A 16,433-nucleotide genomic window follows, 5' to 3' on the forward strand; every position below is an offset into this window, starting at 1 on the left:
CGTGAACTGCTGGTCCAGCAACGAAATGTGAGATGGCGGCATCCGGTCCGACCCCCAGCCGGGCCGGATGCCGCCGGTGTGCATGCGAGTCCCCGCCTGCCACCGGGCGCGGGCGGAACTCGCAGCACGGCGTGTGGTTCCGCGCGCAGCGGCGCTGCTGCGGAACTGCCGCGCGTCAGTGCGCGATCGGGCGAGCGGACGGCGCCTGCGGCGGGTCGGGATTCCCGCGCCGGGGCTGTGTCGCGGCCATGTTTCCCCCATGGTGTTCGCGTTGGCGTGCTTGGTTTTTCCGCGCATCGCGCTACTGCTGTCCGGGACTGCCCGGCGGCAGGCGCCCGGCGCGGCGGGTGCGGCCGACGCACCGCCCGCGGTAGGGGTGGACGCGGCGGCGCGCCGTCGCGGGCAGCGCCGCCGGTTTCGTCGGCGGCGCGCCCCGGAATCGGTTGCGCCGCAGGAATTCGGCGGTGTTCATCGGGCCATCCGCCCGCGCCGCGCCAGCTCCGGCGGGTAGATCCCGACGCCAAGGGAGGCGGCGAACCCGGCGCCCTGCCAGCCCCAGCACCGGCGCAGCCGCAGTTTCGCGTTGCGGGCCCGGCTCTCGACGTCGGCGATCGCGTCCGGCAGCCGCCGGGGATCCTCGACGGTGGTCGTGACGTACATGCCCCACAGCCCGACGCCCGCGCCCCGGGCTTCTTCCTCGGCGGCCTGGCGGGCCCGGACCTCGTCGGTGCGGTCGCGGGCGGTGTCGTCGATGCCGCGCCGGCGGCGCACTTCGCGGCGGAACGCCGAGCCGGTGGCCTCGCGCGCCACTACGTCCCCGGCCTGGTCGGCCGGATACGGCTGATAGGTGATGGTGACCCGGCGGTGGTAGCGGCCCGGCGTCACCAGCGGCGCCAGGACGTTGCTGGTCACCAGCTGGTTGGGCAGGCCCGCCAGGGCCCAGGTGCAGCTCCACCCGGAGTCGTGCCAGTAGTGGTCGGCCAGCGCGTGCGCCTTGACCGGCCCGGCGTCGGCCCATGCCAGCAGGTGCTTCTGCTCGGCCAGGCGGGCGAGTTCGCCGCGGGCGTGCGGGTCGTAGGCCGAGCGCAGCCAGTGGGTCATGTCGGCGGCGGTGGCCCGGCCGAGCATCGCGACCCCGCACAGCGGGAGGTCGCCTTCCAGCCCGGACAGCGCGCGGGAGACCTCGGCGACGCGTTCGGCGTCGTCGCGCGGCTGCGGCCGCGCCCGCTGCGGCTGGAACGTCAGCGACACCCGGACGGAAATGTCCGCTGTGGACCCGCGGTGCGCCTCGGCGACCTCGCGCATCGTCTCGCGCGCGACCGCCGGCGCGGCAGGGTCGAGCCGGTCGCTGACGTAGTCGGCGAGTTCGGTTCCGGTGCTGGGGGCCGATTCCACCGTGATCGAGGCCCATTCCACGGTCGGCTCGTACCCGAGCGACGCCTGCCACGCGGCGAAGGACCCGATCCACAGGTCCTGCCGGTCCTGATCGGCCAGGACGGTGCCCACCGGAGCGACCCGCAGCGACGCGGTCAGCCGCCCGGTGCGCCGGTCCCACAACAGGCCGAACGGGTTGCCCAGTCCGTCCTTTGTGGACAGCGGCATCAGCGGCGCGAGGACGCCGGGCAGTTCTTTTCCTCGCGGGTGCCGGGTGAAGACCCCGGATTCCCACTCGGACCAGCCTTTGCGGTTCGCGGTGGCGCTGCGGGCGGCGATGATCAGCGACCCGCCCAGCGACACGCCGCGCGAGCGGTGCGGCACCAGCGCCAGCACGCCGGTGACCAGCGACACCAGCAGCGCGATGCCCATCACCAGCAGCGGAAGCCCGGTGCTGGCGACCAGAACCCAGGTCCCCAGCGGGAACATGACGCAGCCCGCCATGACCGCGGTCTGCGATTCGGACAGCTTCCCGACGCCGAAGCCCCGCCTGGCCCGCCATCCCCCGTACGTGCGCGTGTCACTCATCGCCGGACCCCTCGGTCATCGTGTCGCTGACTGCTCCCTTGGTCGCGTTTCCGCGTTCCAGAGCCGCACCGGCCACCGCCCCGACACCGGCACCGGCAGCTCCGGCACCGGCACCGGCGGCTCCGGCACCGGCGCCGGCTGTCCCCGTTTCCGCTCCGGTGCCTGCCGTCCCCGCTTTCGTTCCCGTGCCTGCCGCGGCTTCGGGTCCGTGCTCGGCGTCGCCGCCGCTTCCGCCGCCGGGCGGTCCGCCGCCGTGGCCGGTGTCCGGAGCGCCTCCGGGCCGGTCCCCGGCTCCGCCGCCCCCGCCCGGCCCGCCCCCGCCCGGCCCGTCGCCGTTGTTGGCCGGGGTCACCGGCGGCGCTCCGGCGCCTTGGTTGCCGCCGCCGTCTCCGGCGGGACCGGAGCGGTCCATGAACTTGCTGAAGCCGCTGGCGCCCGCGCCGCCGATCATGCTGGCCGCGGCTCCGGCCGCCATCGCGCCGCCGCCTCCGCCGCCGGAGGAGACGAACCGCTGCCCTCCCCAGTCGAAGAACCTCAGCATCGTGGGCATCGCGATCACCGCCATGGCGAGCACGGCCATGCCGGTGAGGATCGTGCCGATGTCGGTGCCCTCGCCCAGCAGCAGGAACCCGATCGCGTAGACGATCGCCGCGATCGGCTGGTAGAGGATCAGGCTCAGCGCCCAGCTCAGCAGTTTGCGCAGCCACGGTTTGGTGGCCTCGTTGATCTGCCCGGCGGCCGCGGTCGGGATCAGCGCCAGGATGATCACCAGCGCGCCCATCCGGAAGAACCCCAGGATCCACTGGATCCCGGAGAGGAAGAACATGACGAGCGCCAGGAAGAAGATCGCGGCCGTCGACGCGGCGACGTTGGCCTGCATGGCGTTGGTCATGGTGGTGGTGAACTTCTGGATCGAGGCGCTGAGCACCTGGTCCGACAGCGCGAGCCCGCCCTGGTACAGCAGGACCGCGGCCGCGGTGCCCATCGTCGACCAGCCCGCGAACGACAGCAGCCCCATGCCGGTGTTGACCAGCGGCTCGGCCTTGCGCTTCCAGATCATGAGGATGCCTTGCCAGACAACGGACCCGACCAGCAACACGAGCCCGACGTAGAGCAGCAGGCCCTGGATCTCGGTGATCGAGGGGCCTTGCAGCATCGACGAGCGGTCGCTTTTGGTCCAGTACGTCATGGCCTCGGCGAGCAACTCGACCGCGCCCTTGGCGATGGAGTTGGCGAGGTCGGTGAACCAGTTGTGGACTCCCGACCCGATCTGGCAGCCGACGTCGAGCGTGCCGCAGTCGTCGGCCAGCACGATGGTCGCGGGCATCAGCGGCCTCCCGCCGGAACGGCTCCGAGCGAGGCGTAGCCGTCCACTGAGGACTTCGCGGTGGCGCGCGGACGCGGGAGCTGGACCCGCCAGTCGCCGGAGACCCATTGCAGCGTCACGGAAAGGTGTGCGAAGGACTTGCTGGCCGACGTCTGCGGGGTCGCCGCCGCGAGCTCGACCACGACCAGTTCGCCTGCCGGGTCGCCGGCGCTGATCCGCCACCACCACTGGGTCGGCCGGGTATCGGCGGCGTGCGCGTCGCTCTGCTCCTGCGCCAGCTGCGAGAGCGCCGACTGCGCGTCGCCGACCGTCTGCTCGGCGTACGTCGCCCGGTAGACCGCGGCGCCCGACGCCGCCGACAGCCGCACCGTGAGGTTGATCGCGGCGAACACCGCGCCGTCGCGGTCGTGGGCGAAGCCGCGCGCGCGGCCGCCGGTCGTGTCGCGGGGTCCGGCGCAGTCGCTGACCGGCGCCGGGTCTCCGCTGGGCGCGGCTTCCCACCGCGTGAGGCAATGCGGCTGCTGCCCGCTCGGCGGGGGGCCCTCGGCGGAGCGGGACGGCGGCGCGGCGGTCTGCTGCGGGTGCGCGGTCACGGCGCCGGAACTGCTGCTGATCAGCCATCCGACGAGGCCGGTGGCGACGATCGCGGCGACGAGCGCGACGATCCACCAGCGACGTCGCGTCCGCTGGCGGGCGGCCATCAGATGAGCCACCCCACGATGGAGGTCGCGCCGAGGATCAGCGCGAGGCCGCCCACGACCCACGGCAGAGCCATCGCGCCCTCGACGGCCATGTTGTTCCTGTTGCGGCGGCCGACGGCCATCATGATCCCGGCCGCGACCAGGGCGGCGACCGCGCCGACCAGGCCGCCCCATTTCATCCAGGCGACCATGGTGGACGCCGCCTCGGAAAGCTTGCCCGGCGGCGCATGCGGCTTCGGGTCGTCGAAGCCCGGAATGCCGGGTTCCTGCATGAGCCAGACGTTGACCGCGGCGATTGCCTTGCTGAACACGATCTTTCCCCCGTCTATCCCCCGGTGACGCGCCCCAGCCCCCCTGGCTGCGGCGCGGAATACTGAGGCGGCCTGGCTGGCAGGCCGCCGGCGGGCAACGGCGGACCGGCGCGCGGCGGGAACTCGCGGGGCCGGGGCGGCGCGACGGCTCGGCCGCGCGGCACGACAGCGGACTGAGGATGTGCCGGGTGCGCGGGCACGGAGTACATGCGCCGCAACGCGTCCTGCAGCCGGCGGACCAATTCGGCGACCGGCTTGGGGATCGTCTTGCCCGGCGCGGCTTCCAGCTCCGTCCACTGGCGTTGGTGGAAGACCTGGAGCGTGGCGGTCAGGTGCGGCTCGGCGCTGCGCAGGTGCGATTTCGACGCGCGGCTGATGCCGCCGGGCACCGTGTGCATCACGATCAGGACCGGCGGGCGCGGGCACGCGGCGAGCGCGCGGCCCAGCCGGGCCGTCCCGGCGGCGGTGTTGCTGGTGACCAGCACATCGAGCAGGCCGCCGCGATAGACGCCGAGGTCGCGCACGGGAATCGACAGCTCCGCGTGCACCGCGCGGGCGAACGCGGACGTTCCCACGCCTCCCGCGGTGCCGCCAACCACGAGCGGCCGCTGCCCATCCGTCACGCGTCCCCCCGAACACCGTGTGCCCGCGCTGCGCGCTGGACTGTTGCTGCCGCCCGGATGGGCCACGACGGCAGAAGTCGTTCACTTGGTCAGGTCGCCCGGCGGCGTTCGAGGGGTCCGGCGAACCGGTCACCCTCGCGCCGCCGGACGGCCGCTGCGGTTGCGGGCGGCGATCTCCCCCGATCACCGCCCACCGGTACCCGGGCGACCCGGCCCTCGACGGGCTGAACGCCCCCGATCAACGGCCGAGCCGCCCCGGGCAACGGCTTTCTTGCCTTGCGATCCCACGGAAGGCGCGTCGCGCCCGCGGCCGGGGCGGGAGCCGGTCCTGCGCGTCGCCGCGTGTGCGTCGCAGGAGACTCTCTCGCCCCGTTGATCACTCTCCGTGCCTGAGCGGCGCTCAGGCGGCTAACCGTGATCCGCGTTCTTCTGTTCGACCTGCTTTTGCGGTCCCCCCACAAGGTCGACCAGTCAGTTACTCCGAGTTACCGCCTTCTCCTTTGAGGAGATGATCCACATGTACCCGGTCGCAGAGTGTGACACCAGCTCTCCGGCTAACTACAGTTAATCTATCACCCGTTTGGCCGATCCTGCCACACGCCTTAATGACTTTGCGTAATGCTCGCCTTCGAGGAGCGAGAGCGCGGGTTCGCGCGATGGGGCGACGTGCGGACGACCACGGACCAGGTCGGCGGTGTCGGAGGAGGAGCACGAGGCGGTTCGCGCGTCGTCGCGGCGGCGCGGAAGGACTGGGCGGGGATCGGGGTACTCGCCGATCCCCAGGCCGCGCTGGCATTGCTGGCACCGTACCCGTTGTTCTACGGTGCGACGCCTGCGTGGCCGCAGACCGTCGGTACTCGGCACTGCCCGGGACCGGGGCCCCGCGCGGGCGGCAAACCGTCGTGCCGGAGATTTCCAGCGGCCTGTCCTCGACGGCTGTCGTGCGCGGCGGAACGCGGGCGCTAACCGATGTGGCCGCCGTCCCGCAGGACGACCTCCAGCGCGGGGTACAGGTAGTAGCTGTCGTTTTCCTCGGACAAGTCCTTGATCTTCGTGAGGAAGTCGACGAACGCCGTCGCCCGGATCGTCCCGAGGCGGGCGGTGGTGCGGAACAGCGCTACCGCCAACTCGGGCATCTGTGCGGCCCTGCGGCACTCGTGGTTGTCCGCCCACGCCGTCAGGGCGGCGTGGAGATCGTCGAGGGAGAGGAAGGGACTGTGCTGGACGAGCAACTGGCCGGCTTGCTCCCCGATGCGGAAGCTTCCGGCTTCCTTGAGGAACCCGAGCACTTCGGGGAGGAAGTAGCGATGGGGGCGTGCCGCGACGACGTTCATCCGGTGCAGCTGGGGCAGGGAGGAAAAACGCTGTTCGAGATCGGGGAACCGTTCCCTCGCGTAGGTGCTGGTGACGACGGCGAGGACTGACGCGGTGTCGGCGGGAAGCGGGTCCCAATGCCCGGCAGCGATGGTCGGGCTCAGCAGGATCTGGAACTTCTTGCGGAGCGGTTCGTCCACAATGTCCCAGAAGAAGTCCTCGTCGCAGAGACGCATGAGTGCGCGAAGCTGCTTGTCGCCCTCCAGCGTCTCGAATTCGCCGCGCTGCGTCGCTACGGCTGAACGGACAAGCTCCCTGTCGCGTTGCGCGAACGCCAGCAGCACGAAAGCGGACCTGTAGGCGTACTCGACGGCCGGCAACCGGTTCTCGGGATCGAGTTCGCGGAGAGCGTGTTTCGCGGCGAACTTGGCGATGTTGGTCCGGGCGGCCGTGCGAACGCGGTCGAAGAAGTTGGCCTGGACGAGGGAGACCACCGGCACGAACGAAGGGTCGCAGGTGTAGTTGATGTACTGCTCGAGGATTTTCCCGCCTTGCGTGGGGGGATGGGTCAGCAGCGTTGTCAGCGCGACAGCCAGGTGCGCGCGTGCGACTTCGGGCTGCGGCTCGTACGCTTCGCCGAAACTCCGCAGGGACGGGTGCACGCAGAGGTTGCGGTCCTCCCGGATCCGTTCGAGCTCGCGCTGGCCGATCGGGTCGATCAATTCGAACTGCGCCGCCTTGCTCAGCAGGCCGGCTTCGATGTTCTGCATGGCCTTGACGCCGTCCGGGCTGACGCCCTTCTCCTGAGCGCCGGTCACGCTGGCGCGGAAGGCAACCGCTGCGCCATCGCCGGAGTCCGCGAGCTGGATGAGCTTGGCGATGATGTCGGCGGTTACCGCGGTCCAGGTCGCCGCGATGCTCGCGCGGATGGCGCCGGAGGTGTAGCAGCGCCAAGCTTCCTCGGCAAGCGGCCTGGTGTCCGGGCTCCAGACCCGCGCGATCAGGCTCTCGACATCCGCCACCGGCAATCCCCTCGTTCGACGCGTGAGGGAAGGCTAGTCGAGGTTCCCGCGCGTGCTCGGGAACCTCGGCGCCGCCGGAGGCATTCCAGTGACGCCGCACCGCTTCGGACCCTCTCGCGGAAGAGGCTGTGGTGCTAGCTACTGGGTGAACCCGGCTTTTGTCAGCGCCCTGATCAGCGTCGTGACGGCGACGGTCGTGACCCTGGCCATCGAGTTCGCCGCGAAGCCGCGGCTGGAAGCGCGCAAGGACCCCGAATCGTGTCCGCGCATCGGGAGGTTCGCGCGGTGCGCGCAAACCTCGCTGAGCTGGGCCACCAGTTGATGCAGGCGCGGATGACCGTCGGCACGCGCCTGCTGCCCGATCGCGAGACCTCACACCGGATCGCCTCGTTGGCGCAGGAGGCCCATCGGCAGGCGGCGAGCGCGGAGAACGCGATCCCGCGCGGAACGCGCTCCGCAACATCCGGCACTACTGCGAACTGGTGGCCAGCCACCCGGGCGCCGACGACTACGCCGCCCGCTTCGCGACGATCAAGGACCGCCTGGAATCCGCTGACCGCGAGCGAAGCAAGGCCGAGCGCCTGTAGTCGATGCCCCGCTGGAAGTTCTGGCAGCAGAAGGCCGCCCTCGCGGCGACGTACGAGGCCCCAGAAATTGCCGCCGCTGAAGAACTTCGCCAGATGACCCGCGCCCGGATCCACGCCGCCGCGCCGGCGAGGCCCGGGGGCGCACGCCGCGAAGGGGGGAGAACGCGCCGCCTTGGCGTTAACGTAGGGCGCACCGGGGCACGGTCTGGACAAAGGGGGATCAGACATGTCGCAGATCGGACCGGACGGACCGGACGGACCGGACGGGCCGGTGCCGGGAATGACAGGGCCGAGCGGCCGTTACGAGCGGCTGATGGACGCGCGCGCCCGCAGCGACCGTCGACGCCGGTGGGCCGTCGCGGGTTACGTCCTGGCACAGCTCGCCGTGGTCGTTGTTGTCGTCGCCCACGGCTTGCCGCGCACGGGCGTGGTGTTCGCGGGCATCGCCGTTGTCTCCGGCCTTGCGCTGCTCGGCGCGATCGGATTCGGCTACTTCCTCGGGGAACGGGCTGCCGTCGGCGAGTGGGATCGGTCCGAAGCTCTTGCCCTGGGCGGGCACGAGCGGTCAGGGATCGGACGACGTCCGGGGCGGGGACGGCCGCTCGGCGGCCCGTGGCGCGGGCGCCGCGCGGCGAGGAGCGCCGGCGGCTCCGGCGATCCGCTTGCTGCCGCTGCCGATTCGCCGCCGACGTGACGAGGTTTTCCTGCTAGCTCCGCAGCGGGGACGGCTGTGGGCGCAAAGCGTTCGGCGCCGACTGCGCTGCCGAACGGTCGGAGCCCGGGCCAGCCGAAGGGTTTCGCGCTGGTGCTGGGCTCCCGGTCAGGAAGGTTCCGACCGCGGCGTCGTCTCCGCCGCGCACGCGGTTGATTGGTGACCGGTCCGTGCCGCCATTCCGGCGATCTTCCGTGCTCGCAGCCGAGGTTGCCGTTTCGGTGCCGTCGTTGACCGCAGACGGTTCATCAGGCGGACGTACTGCGAGTTGAACCCGAAACAGACGGCCGTGACGAGCGCGAACCAGCCTGCGGCCCACATCGCCGAGGATGCGGTGGCGCCGGTGACTGCCCAGAAGGCGACAGCGGCGGGCACCAGGTACCAGACATCGCGCAGCGTCAAGCGAAGGGCTTCGCGATGCCCGACCCGCTGTGCCGGGTTGGCGTTCACCCGGGTGTTTCCCCCTTCTCCCGTCTCCATGACCTGGACGCTCTATTTGACCATGCCGGGCAGCGACCCGACCGGCTCTCGCGCACCGGTCCCGGCGCCCGGAGAAACGCCGCGCCGGGACCGGTCCGCGTTCTGGGAGTCCGGCCGTTCGTCCGCCCGGCGTGCTAGCTGTTCCTCGCGAGCGCCGGGCGTTCGCTGTGCGCCGTCGGGATGCGGTGCGGCCCCTCGCCCGCGCGGGGAACGAGCATGGCCAGCGCGACGACCTGGTTGCGTCCGTTCTGCTTGGCGACTTCGAGCGCTTGGTCGGAGTAGCGTTCCAGCGCGGCGATGTCGGTGCCCTGTTCGGGCGAGGTTGCGACGCCGATCGAGATGGTGCACCGGGGAAGCCCGTCGTGTCCGAGCCGGATCGTGTCGCCGCCGGCCGGGTTGACGACCTTGGTCTCGAGTTTCTCGACCGACCGGCGGATCCGCTCGGCGATGTCGACGGCTTTGGTCCACTCGGTTCCCGGGAGGACGACGGCCATTTCCTCGCCGCCCGTCCTCGCGAGGATGTCCCCGGCGCGTGTCTCGGTGCGCAGCACCGTCGCCACGGCCTCGAGCACTTTGTCGCCGCCGGGGTGGCCGATGCGGCTGTTCCACCACTTGAAGCGGTCGATGTCGAGCATCAGCATGGTGGTGGGCTGGCCGTTGGCATGGTCGAGGTCCACCGCCGCGGCGGCGAGCGCGTCGAATCCGCGCCGGTTCAAGAGCCCGGTCCGGGCGTCGGTCAGGGCGTCGGTCCGGTGTTTCTTGCTTTCGGTTTCCAGCGCCGCGATGCGTCCGATGCTGCGGGTGTCGTAGACGGCGACGGCGAGCATGCCTGCCAAGGCCGGGGCCGGGAGCGCGACGGCCACCAGCGCGACGGCCATGCCCAGCAGCAGGGTGTGCAGGATCAGCTTGTTGTCGTCCCGGCTGCCGATCGTGTCGGCAAGTCGCCATTTGCCCCAGCGGATGCCGCGGTAGATGCCGATCGGCACCGCCTCGGCCAGGAAGTAGACCGCGACCGCGGCGGACATCAGCGCCAGCGCTCGTAGCCCGGTGCCGGCGTCGAAGGTTACTGCCGCGCCGCTGAGCCAGGTGGGAGCGTCGATGAGGTCCCGGACCGTGCTCGCGCCGACGACCGCGAGCACCACTGTGGCGGTGGTGCTGGTCCACAGCCCGAGCGGTTTGCGGGCGACGAAGAACCGGCGGCTGCGCACGATCAGGACCAGCGCGATCGCCATCGGCGCCGGAAGCACCAGCGCCGCGGCGGAGGACCAGATTCCGTTCTGGTCGACGAATTCGACCAGACGGCGTTCCTGGCGGACGGCGCGCCGTCGTTCCTCAGACGGCCGGGTCAGCGCCATGTGCGCGAGCGCGGCGGCGGTGATCAGGGCGAACAGCAGCCAGTGGTGCAACTGTGGCGTGCCGGATCTCAACACTGCCCAGGCCACGGCGGCCAGTCCGGCCAGGTCGATCAGCAGGACCGAGGCGATGGTCGGTCTGCTCAGCGACCGCAGTGCGTCTTTTGACCGGTATTTGTCATCCGACCGCGCTTCCGTCGGTTTCCAGGCTCGTGACAGGCTAGTTACCGCCATTCCGATCCCCCCTGATGTGCGACAGGCGCAGCCACCCACGACCTGCCGCTCTCACCTCGCGCTTCGGGGCCGACGAGCAGCGGAGGTGAACTTTGTGCTGCTTCGCGAGCCGAAACCGGGCCGCCTTCTGGGGTGAACGCGCCTGCCCGGCACCGAACCGCCTTCTTCTCCGGGCCCGTCGAGCCTCGGATGCGAGATCGCATCCGAAAGGAGGCCCCGCTATGCGCCGCGACCGCGACATGTGAACGATCAAATACAGCCTGCAACTGTCACTCCCCTTGACAACAGGTCCATCCGAGTCGTTTTTCTGGTGCGCTCGTTAACTCAGAGGAGGCACATCATGCGCGACCGTGACATGTGATCCCCCTTCCCCTCGCCGAGTCCCGGCGTCGATCGGACGACGATCGCCCCCGTGGAAAGGTCCGCGCTGCAGAGGTTGCCGCAGCCGCGTCCGCGGCACGCGACAGCCAACCTGTGCCGGGATAGGAGAAGAGGTGCTCGGCGATCAGGACGCCAGCACCCCGGGTCTTTTGCCCTCGGCCCGGTCCGTGACGTCCGACGTCGCGGACCGGGCACGGCGGCAGGGATGCGACCGAGACCGAACAAGCCCGCGAGGCGCCGGGCAGGGCGGCGAACCGGCGCGACCGCCCCGGGCCCTCGCCCAGCACGCGCCGCGTGAACTCGCTGCCGTTTCCGGGCAGCACGATGCGGTCCCCCACTTTGGTCCCCCCGGGCCAGCGGAATTAACTGCAGTTAACTTCGTCCGTCACTGTAGGACAGGCAGGGCGCGTGCGGCGACTCCCCCACGCAGACCACCCGTATGGACTAGCCGTGTAACGTAGGGTGACGAAACTGGGGATGATCGGCGGGTTTCGACTACCGTTGGGCTTGCTTGTGGCACCCACCTATCGGGTCTCTGCGCTGCAAAGGCCGGTAGCCACACCAAAAGGGATGATGTCAATGTCTGATTCTGGGGGGATGTCCCCGCCGACAGGCGAGCTGCGCGAGGCGGACGCTGCCGACCCGGTCCTGACGCAAAAGATCAACAAACTGTTCGCCACGATCCGCCCCGGCGGAGGGTCGCAGGCGTACACCAACAAAGAGATCGCCGACCGCGTCGGCGTCACCGACTCCTACATCCACTACCTGCGGCGCGGAAAGCGCGTCAACCCGTCGGACCGCCTGCTCCGCAACCTCGAGAAGTGCTTCGGCGTCGAACGCGGCTATCTCGACCCGCAGGCAGACCCGGTGCTCGAGGGGAAGGTCGATCGCCAGTTGGCCATGCTCGAGGGCCTGCGGGAACATCTGCCCGTGCTCGATCGCCTGCGGGAGCGGGGAGTGCTGGGGGAAGTGCTGCAAGAGTGCGTGCTCCGGCTGGAATCGCGCGACGCCGACGACGGTCCGCGCCCGAACTGAGCGCATTCGCGCGCCGCCGTCGCCCGGACGGCGACGGCGGCGGCGGCGCGGCGACCGACCCTGCCCCTCGCGGTGCCGGGCACACCTGTCCAGGGGCCCCGGCTCGCGTGTTGTCGGCGTAACCGGGCTCTTGCACGCGGAGCGTGCCCTTCCCGACTTGCGCAACCTGACCGGTCCTTTTGCCGCGAGCAATCTCCGCCAGATCTCCCCGCGTCGAGGTCACGACCGGAGATCGCGGCGGTGCGCCGTTGCCGTGGGTGAGAAAGCCTCGCCCCGTCTGCCTGGTCCTGCGGCATGCGGGGCACGGCTGGGAGTGCGGGGCCGCGCAGCGCGACCATCACGATCATCCCCCACGCGCCGGGTCGGGGTTCGCCCTCGTGCGACCGACGCGTCGCCCTGCCCCTGCCCGGCTTTTACCCGAGGACGGTGTCGCCGTCGGACCAGGCGCCGGCGTCGGCCGGCACCGGTCGGCGGCCGCCGCTGATGGGAGACCATCGCGGCGTGCAGACCAGGCCGGCGTGGTCGCGCTCCACGAGCGCGCCGGCCGCGAGGGCGTCGTCCTGGGTCCGGAACGCGCGGCTTTCCGCTCGTTGGGCCTCGCGCAGCAGGAGGTCCGGCGTTCCGGGGCGGCTGAGCCGCAGCACCCATCCGCCAGGCCAGGCCGGGTGCGGTTCGGTGACTTGCTGCCCCAGGGCGGTCATCACGGTGAGCAGGTCGTCGAGCTGGCGGTCGATCACGCGGTCGGTGCCCGCTCGCGGCCGGAGCTTCCGGTGGTGTCCGCGGAGTTCGGCGACGGTGGCCGCGAGTCCGTCGACGCCGACGCGCTCGCGGCGGCAGGCGCGGAGACTGGCCGGCCGGAATGCGGCGGGGAGTTCGGCGGCGAGGATCACGGCGGTGTCGCTCACGCAGCTGGGGTGCTCGCCGTGGGCGGCCAGGAGCTGTCTGGTCTCGGCGGCGAGTTTCCCGACGGCCCGGGAGGTGCTGTCGTAGGAGCGGACGGCTTCGTAGGCGAGGGCTTTCACCCAGTGGTCGTAGTCGTCCCACAGCGCGTCGACGGATGCCGTGTCGCGCATGGGCTTCCTCCCCTGGTCACGCGGACCCTCGATGGGGCCGGTCGCGATGCGGGTGCCGGTTAGCCCGTTCGGGTGCGCTGTACCGGTGAGGCTAACCCGCGTCGCCGGACGGCGCCACGAAACCGCTCTCGTCCGGCTGCGCGTCGTCGTCGATGTCTCGGATCCCGTTGAGCTGACGCCGCACTCCCGCCGGTCGCGGCCGCCTGGACCCGCCGCCGGGCCGCGCCGCGTCCGCCCTGCGACGTTGCCGGCGCGTCCGGGGGTGGGTGCGCAGCCACCGTCCAGTTCAGCAGGAACCGCAGGAACGTGAGCTTTTCCCGGTCCCAGGCTCGTTCATCCGTTCGATCAGGCGGCTCATGCTGTCGACGCTGGCGGGCATCGGCGCGTCGAGTGCTGCCATGGCCCAGGCATCGGCCTGGAGCTCGGTGTCGCGGGCGATGGGTACGTGCGCAGGTGGCACAGCGCTGCGGCGATCGCCGCAGCGGCGGGCGCGGCCGCGGGAACACCGGGCAGGGGCGTCGTTGCAGGGCCTGGCAAAGAAAACGCGAGCAGCGCACCGGGCCAGGCCAATGCCCGCGCGAGCGCGGCGCAGGCCGTCCGCGCGCGACGCCAGCGGCGATCGCCGCAGGTGCGATTAGTCGCCGAGCACGGCGGGGGCGATCTCGTGCCCGAGGACGAACCGGCCGCGTCCGGGTCGGTCTTGAACCGCGACGGCTTGGCGTTGACCCACGCCAGCGGGAGTCCGCTGGGCAGGTGCCGGAACAGCAGTGGGTTTCCACTCGGGGACCGCAGGCCAGCTCCAGCCGCACCGACGCGCGGGACGCCAGTTCGCTGCCCGCGCGGCCCCGCCAGACCGGCACGGGCGGGAACCTTCATCGGCCGTCCGGCTTCGACCGGCCATGCGGCCACCGGATCGACGAACTCCGGCATCTCGTCCGGCCCCCCAGTGCCAGGCTCCGCACGGTTGGGCGTCGTCGCCGCGCGGCATCGCCCGCCGGAGGTCGGCGCCGGGCATCCGCGGGCCAGTCACCGCGGCGGTGTCCTGCGCTTCGGTCGCTTTCGCGGCCGTCGCGGCCGGACGGTGCCGGGCCGGGTCGACCGGTCCAGGGCGGACAGCACGATCCCGGCCAGCGCGAGGACCCCGAGCGCGGCCCAGGTCGCCGCCGGGATCCACGGCAGTTGCGCGAGGGCTGTCAGGCAGCCGACGAGGCGTTCGCCGAGCCGGGTGCCGGGCGGGACGATCAACGCCGCCGTCGCGATGACGAGCGCTGCCAGGCTGATCACGGTCGGCGATGTGCGCATGTCTCCACCTCCCGTGTCCCGCTGTGTGCACGGCGCTTGTCCCCCGCGCCCGGGGACGGCGCGACCCTGCCGGAGCAGGTCTGCGGAGGGAGCCGGGATCCCGACACCGGTCTGTGCGTGTCCCCCCGGGTCGCGGATGCGCCGGTTTGCCGCGCGGCGCGCGGCTGCAAAGAGGCGTGGCCTGCCCGAGCCTGTGGTAGTCGGGCAGGCCACGCGGGCCGGGTGGCTGCGTCAGCCGGTGACCGGCTGGTGGCCCGGCTTCGGCTGCGGCGCCGGGGCGGGCTTGGGCGTCGGGGCGCCGCCGTGCCGTGTGCCGGGTTTCCCGCCTGCGGCGGGCTTGCCCGGGGCGTGTTGCCCGCCGGTGGGCTTGCCCGGACCGGGCTGGCCGGGATCGGGCTTGCCCGGACCCGGGTCGTGGGTCGGCGGGTTGGTGGGCGGGTTCGTCGGGGAGTTGGTGGGCGGGTTGGTGGGCTTGGTGCCGCAGGACACGACGGCGACGAGGGCGGTTTCGGACCCGCCGTCCGCGCCGGTGAGCGTGACGATCGCGCCGGTCGCCTTGCCGCCGGAGACCGAGCCGTAGGTGACGGTGAGGGTGTCGGAGAGCTTCACCGTGCCGGTGCGTCCGGCGGAGGCCTTGCCGTCGGTGCAGGTCGTCGAGACCGGTCCGATGGATTTGCCGCCGACGGTCACGTCCGCGACGGTGGCCGAGGCGGTGCCCGCTCCGGCTTTCACGCTCAGTCCCTTGGCTTTGACGACGCCGGTCTGGGACCGGACGGACCCGAGCGAGTCGGACGCGACCGCTCCGGCCGAGCGCACCGACGGCTGGGCGGTGAGGCCGTCGGTGCCGCTGGCGGAGACGCCGTAGGCGGTGGAGGCCTCGGCGGCCGAGGCCTGCCCGACGCTGCCGACGACGATCCCGGTGACGCCCGCGGCGAGCACCGAGCCTCCCGCGAGCGCCGCGAGCATCGCTCGCGGCTTGATGGTGGTGGTGCGGACCATTTCTCCCCCTTGCTGTTCGGCCGCCCGTGGACGGGCGGGGCCGGTGATTGGCGAATTCAGCGGATCAGCACCGGAGTGCCGAGCGGCACGTCGCGGCTGATGGTGGTCAGGGCGTCGGGCGGCACCCGGATGCAGCCGTCGCTCGAGGATTTGCCGTAGACCCCGTCGGTGGGCCAGGTGTGGACGGCGATCGTTCCGGGGCCGCCGCCGTAGGTGGTGTAGGTGTCGGAGTGCATCGACAGCGGCAGCACGATCGGGCTGAACGTCGGCTTGGTGTCGCGGATGGACGCGAGGACGAACGCCCGCCCGGCGGGCGTGGGCGAGACGGGTTTGCCGACCCCGACGGTCCAGGTGCGGACGGTCGCGCCGTCCTTGACCAGCTCCAGCCGGTAGGCGGCGCGGTCGACGCGCAGCACGTACGGGGTGCGGGCCTCGTCCACGCGCGGGTCGTCGCGGTAGAGCCAGGCGGCCGAGCCGTTGGGGCGGCCGGGCAGCAGCACCATTGCCCAGCCGGGCTGTTCGCCGATTACCGGGACCCATGTGTCGGAGCCCAGTTGCGTCGGCGGCAGCGCAGCGATCGCGGCCGCGCCGGGCGCGCGGTAGAGCGGCACGGCGGTCTTCGGGTGCAGGACCAGCCCGCCGGGCTGCTGGTCCGGCGCCGGGTCCTTCGGTGCCGTCGGCAGGTCGGCGAAGGTGGTCTCCTGCGGCAGCGCGGCCAGTTCGGCGCCGGTGACCGAGGCCGGTGCGACGACCTGGTCTGTCTCGGCGGCGGTGTCGGTCGCGTCCGCTGCGGCAGCGGCGGCCGGGGCGTTCGGGGCCGGGGTGTCGGCGCGGGAGGCGACCGCGACCGCGGTCAGCGCGGCCGCTGCGGCGGCGGCGACGAGCAGCGCCAGGATCCGGACGCGTCCCCGCCCGGCAGGGCGGGGCGGCTGCTCGTCGGCCCGGCTGTCGGCGTCGCCGCGATCGGCGGTGCTGTCGCCGCCCGGGTTCTCGTGCTCGTTCGGGATCGGGCATGCGG

16 protein-coding genes are annotated in these 16,433 nt (G+C 71.9%); 3 read left to right on the forward strand and 13 right to left on the reverse strand.

Annotated features, from left to right (window positions below; translation table 11 throughout):
* Nucleotides 1–301: 301 nt before the first annotated feature.
* The 7 genes from SSMG_RS45790 to SSMG_RS40455 form a co-directional block, all read right to left on the reverse strand.
* Entirely contained in the window at nt 302–472 is a 171-nt protein-coding gene (locus SSMG_RS45790) for a hypothetical protein (RefSeq protein ID WP_158688142.1), read from the reverse strand.
* Nucleotides 469–1,962 (reverse strand): SCO6880 family protein, encoded by a 1,494-nt coding sequence (locus SSMG_RS40430; RefSeq protein ID WP_009086067.1) that lies wholly within the window; start codon nt 1,960–1,962, stop codon nt 469–471. The genes SSMG_RS45790 and SSMG_RS40430 overlap by 4 nt, the downstream gene beginning before the upstream one ends.
* On the reverse strand, nt 1,955–3,289 hold the full coding sequence (locus SSMG_RS45095) for a hypothetical protein (protein WP_009086069.1): 1,335 nt from the start codon (nt 3,287–3,289) through the stop codon (nt 1,955–1,957). The genes SSMG_RS40430 and SSMG_RS45095 overlap by 8 nt, the downstream gene beginning before the upstream one ends.
* Entirely contained in the window at nt 3,289–3,990 is a 702-nt protein-coding gene (locus tag SSMG_RS40440; RefSeq protein ID WP_009086071.1) for a hypothetical protein, read from the reverse strand. The genes SSMG_RS45095 and SSMG_RS40440 overlap by 1 nt, the downstream gene beginning before the upstream one ends.
* The gene (locus tag SSMG_RS40445) at nt 3,990–4,301 is read right to left on the reverse strand and encodes a hypothetical protein (RefSeq protein WP_009086073.1); all 312 of its coding nucleotides are present in this window, start codon (nt 4,299–4,301) and stop codon (nt 3,990–3,992) included. Before SSMG_RS40445 ends, SSMG_RS40440 begins: the two co-directional genes overlap by 1 nt.
* 14 nt (nt 4,302–4,315) lie before the next feature.
* Nucleotides 4,316–4,876, reverse strand: a complete 561-nt coding sequence (locus SSMG_RS40450) for a hypothetical protein (RefSeq protein ID WP_050788541.1) — start codon at nt 4,874–4,876, stop codon at nt 4,316–4,318.
* 1,010 nt (nt 4,877–5,886) lie between these two features.
* Complete coding sequence (locus tag SSMG_RS40455) at nt 5,887–7,260, reverse strand: hypothetical protein (RefSeq protein WP_100267204.1); 1,374 nt, start codon at nt 7,258–7,260, stop codon at nt 5,887–5,889.
* Between the two features lie 145 nt (nt 7,261–7,405).
* Here SSMG_RS40455 and SSMG_RS45795 point away from each other — a divergent pair, with 145 nt between their 5' ends.
* Both SSMG_RS45795 and SSMG_RS40460 read left to right on the forward strand, forming a co-directional pair.
* The gene (locus SSMG_RS45795) at nt 7,406–7,582 is read left to right on the forward strand and encodes a hypothetical protein (protein WP_158688143.1); all 177 of its coding nucleotides are present in this window, start codon (nt 7,406–7,408) and stop codon (nt 7,580–7,582) included.
* A 491-nt stretch (nt 7,583–8,073) separates the two neighbouring features.
* Complete coding sequence (locus SSMG_RS40460) at nt 8,074–8,541, forward strand: hypothetical protein (RefSeq protein WP_009086081.1); 468 nt, start codon at nt 8,074–8,076, stop codon at nt 8,539–8,541.
* A gap of 126 nt (nt 8,542–8,667) precedes the next feature.
* Here SSMG_RS40460 and SSMG_RS40465 read toward each other — a convergent pair whose 3' ends face one another.
* Both SSMG_RS40465 and SSMG_RS40470 read right to left on the reverse strand, forming a co-directional pair.
* Nucleotides 8,668–9,039 carry a hypothetical protein gene (locus tag SSMG_RS40465; protein WP_009086083.1) on the reverse strand — a complete coding sequence of 124 codons (372 nt, stop codon included), beginning with the start codon at nt 9,037–9,039 and terminating at the stop codon, nt 8,668–8,670.
* Between the two features lie 134 nt (nt 9,040–9,173).
* Nucleotides 9,174–10,664: a GGDEF domain-containing protein gene (locus tag SSMG_RS40470; RefSeq protein ID WP_009086085.1), complete on the reverse strand. Its 1,491-nt coding sequence runs from the start codon at nt 10,662–10,664 to the stop codon at nt 9,174–9,176.
* A gap of 939 nt (nt 10,665–11,603) precedes the next feature.
* Here SSMG_RS40470 and SSMG_RS40475 point away from each other — a divergent pair.
* A complete protein-coding gene (locus tag SSMG_RS40475; protein WP_037719161.1) occupies nt 11,604–12,041 on the forward strand; it encodes a helix-turn-helix transcriptional regulator in 438 nt (145 codons plus the stop codon).
* 413 nt (nt 12,042–12,454) lie between these two features.
* Here the strand turns inward: SSMG_RS40475 and SSMG_RS40480 are convergent, their stop codons facing one another.
* From SSMG_RS40480 to SSMG_RS40495, 4 genes are all read right to left on the reverse strand, one after another.
* Nucleotides 12,455–13,114, reverse strand: a complete 660-nt coding sequence (locus SSMG_RS40480) for a hypothetical protein (RefSeq protein WP_009086090.1) — start codon at nt 13,112–13,114, stop codon at nt 12,455–12,457.
* A gap of 1,026 nt (nt 13,115–14,140) precedes the next feature.
* Nucleotides 14,141–14,416: a hypothetical protein gene (locus tag SSMG_RS40485; RefSeq protein WP_009086093.1), complete on the reverse strand. Its 276-nt coding sequence runs from the start codon at nt 14,414–14,416 to the stop codon at nt 14,141–14,143.
* 231 nt (nt 14,417–14,647) lie between these two features.
* Nucleotides 14,648–15,415, reverse strand: a complete 768-nt coding sequence (locus SSMG_RS40490) for a hypothetical protein (RefSeq protein WP_009086095.1) — start codon at nt 15,413–15,415, stop codon at nt 14,648–14,650.
* A gap of 56 nt (nt 15,416–15,471) precedes the next feature.
* The coding region (locus SSMG_RS40495) for a L,D-transpeptidase (RefSeq protein WP_199786461.1) at nt 15,472–16,433 on the reverse strand (962 nt) is incomplete at its 5' end.

The sequence above is a fragment of the Streptomyces sp. AA4 genome (assembly GCF_000158875.1).
Lineage (GTDB): Bacteria > Actinomycetota > Actinomycetes > Mycobacteriales > Pseudonocardiaceae > Amycolatopsis.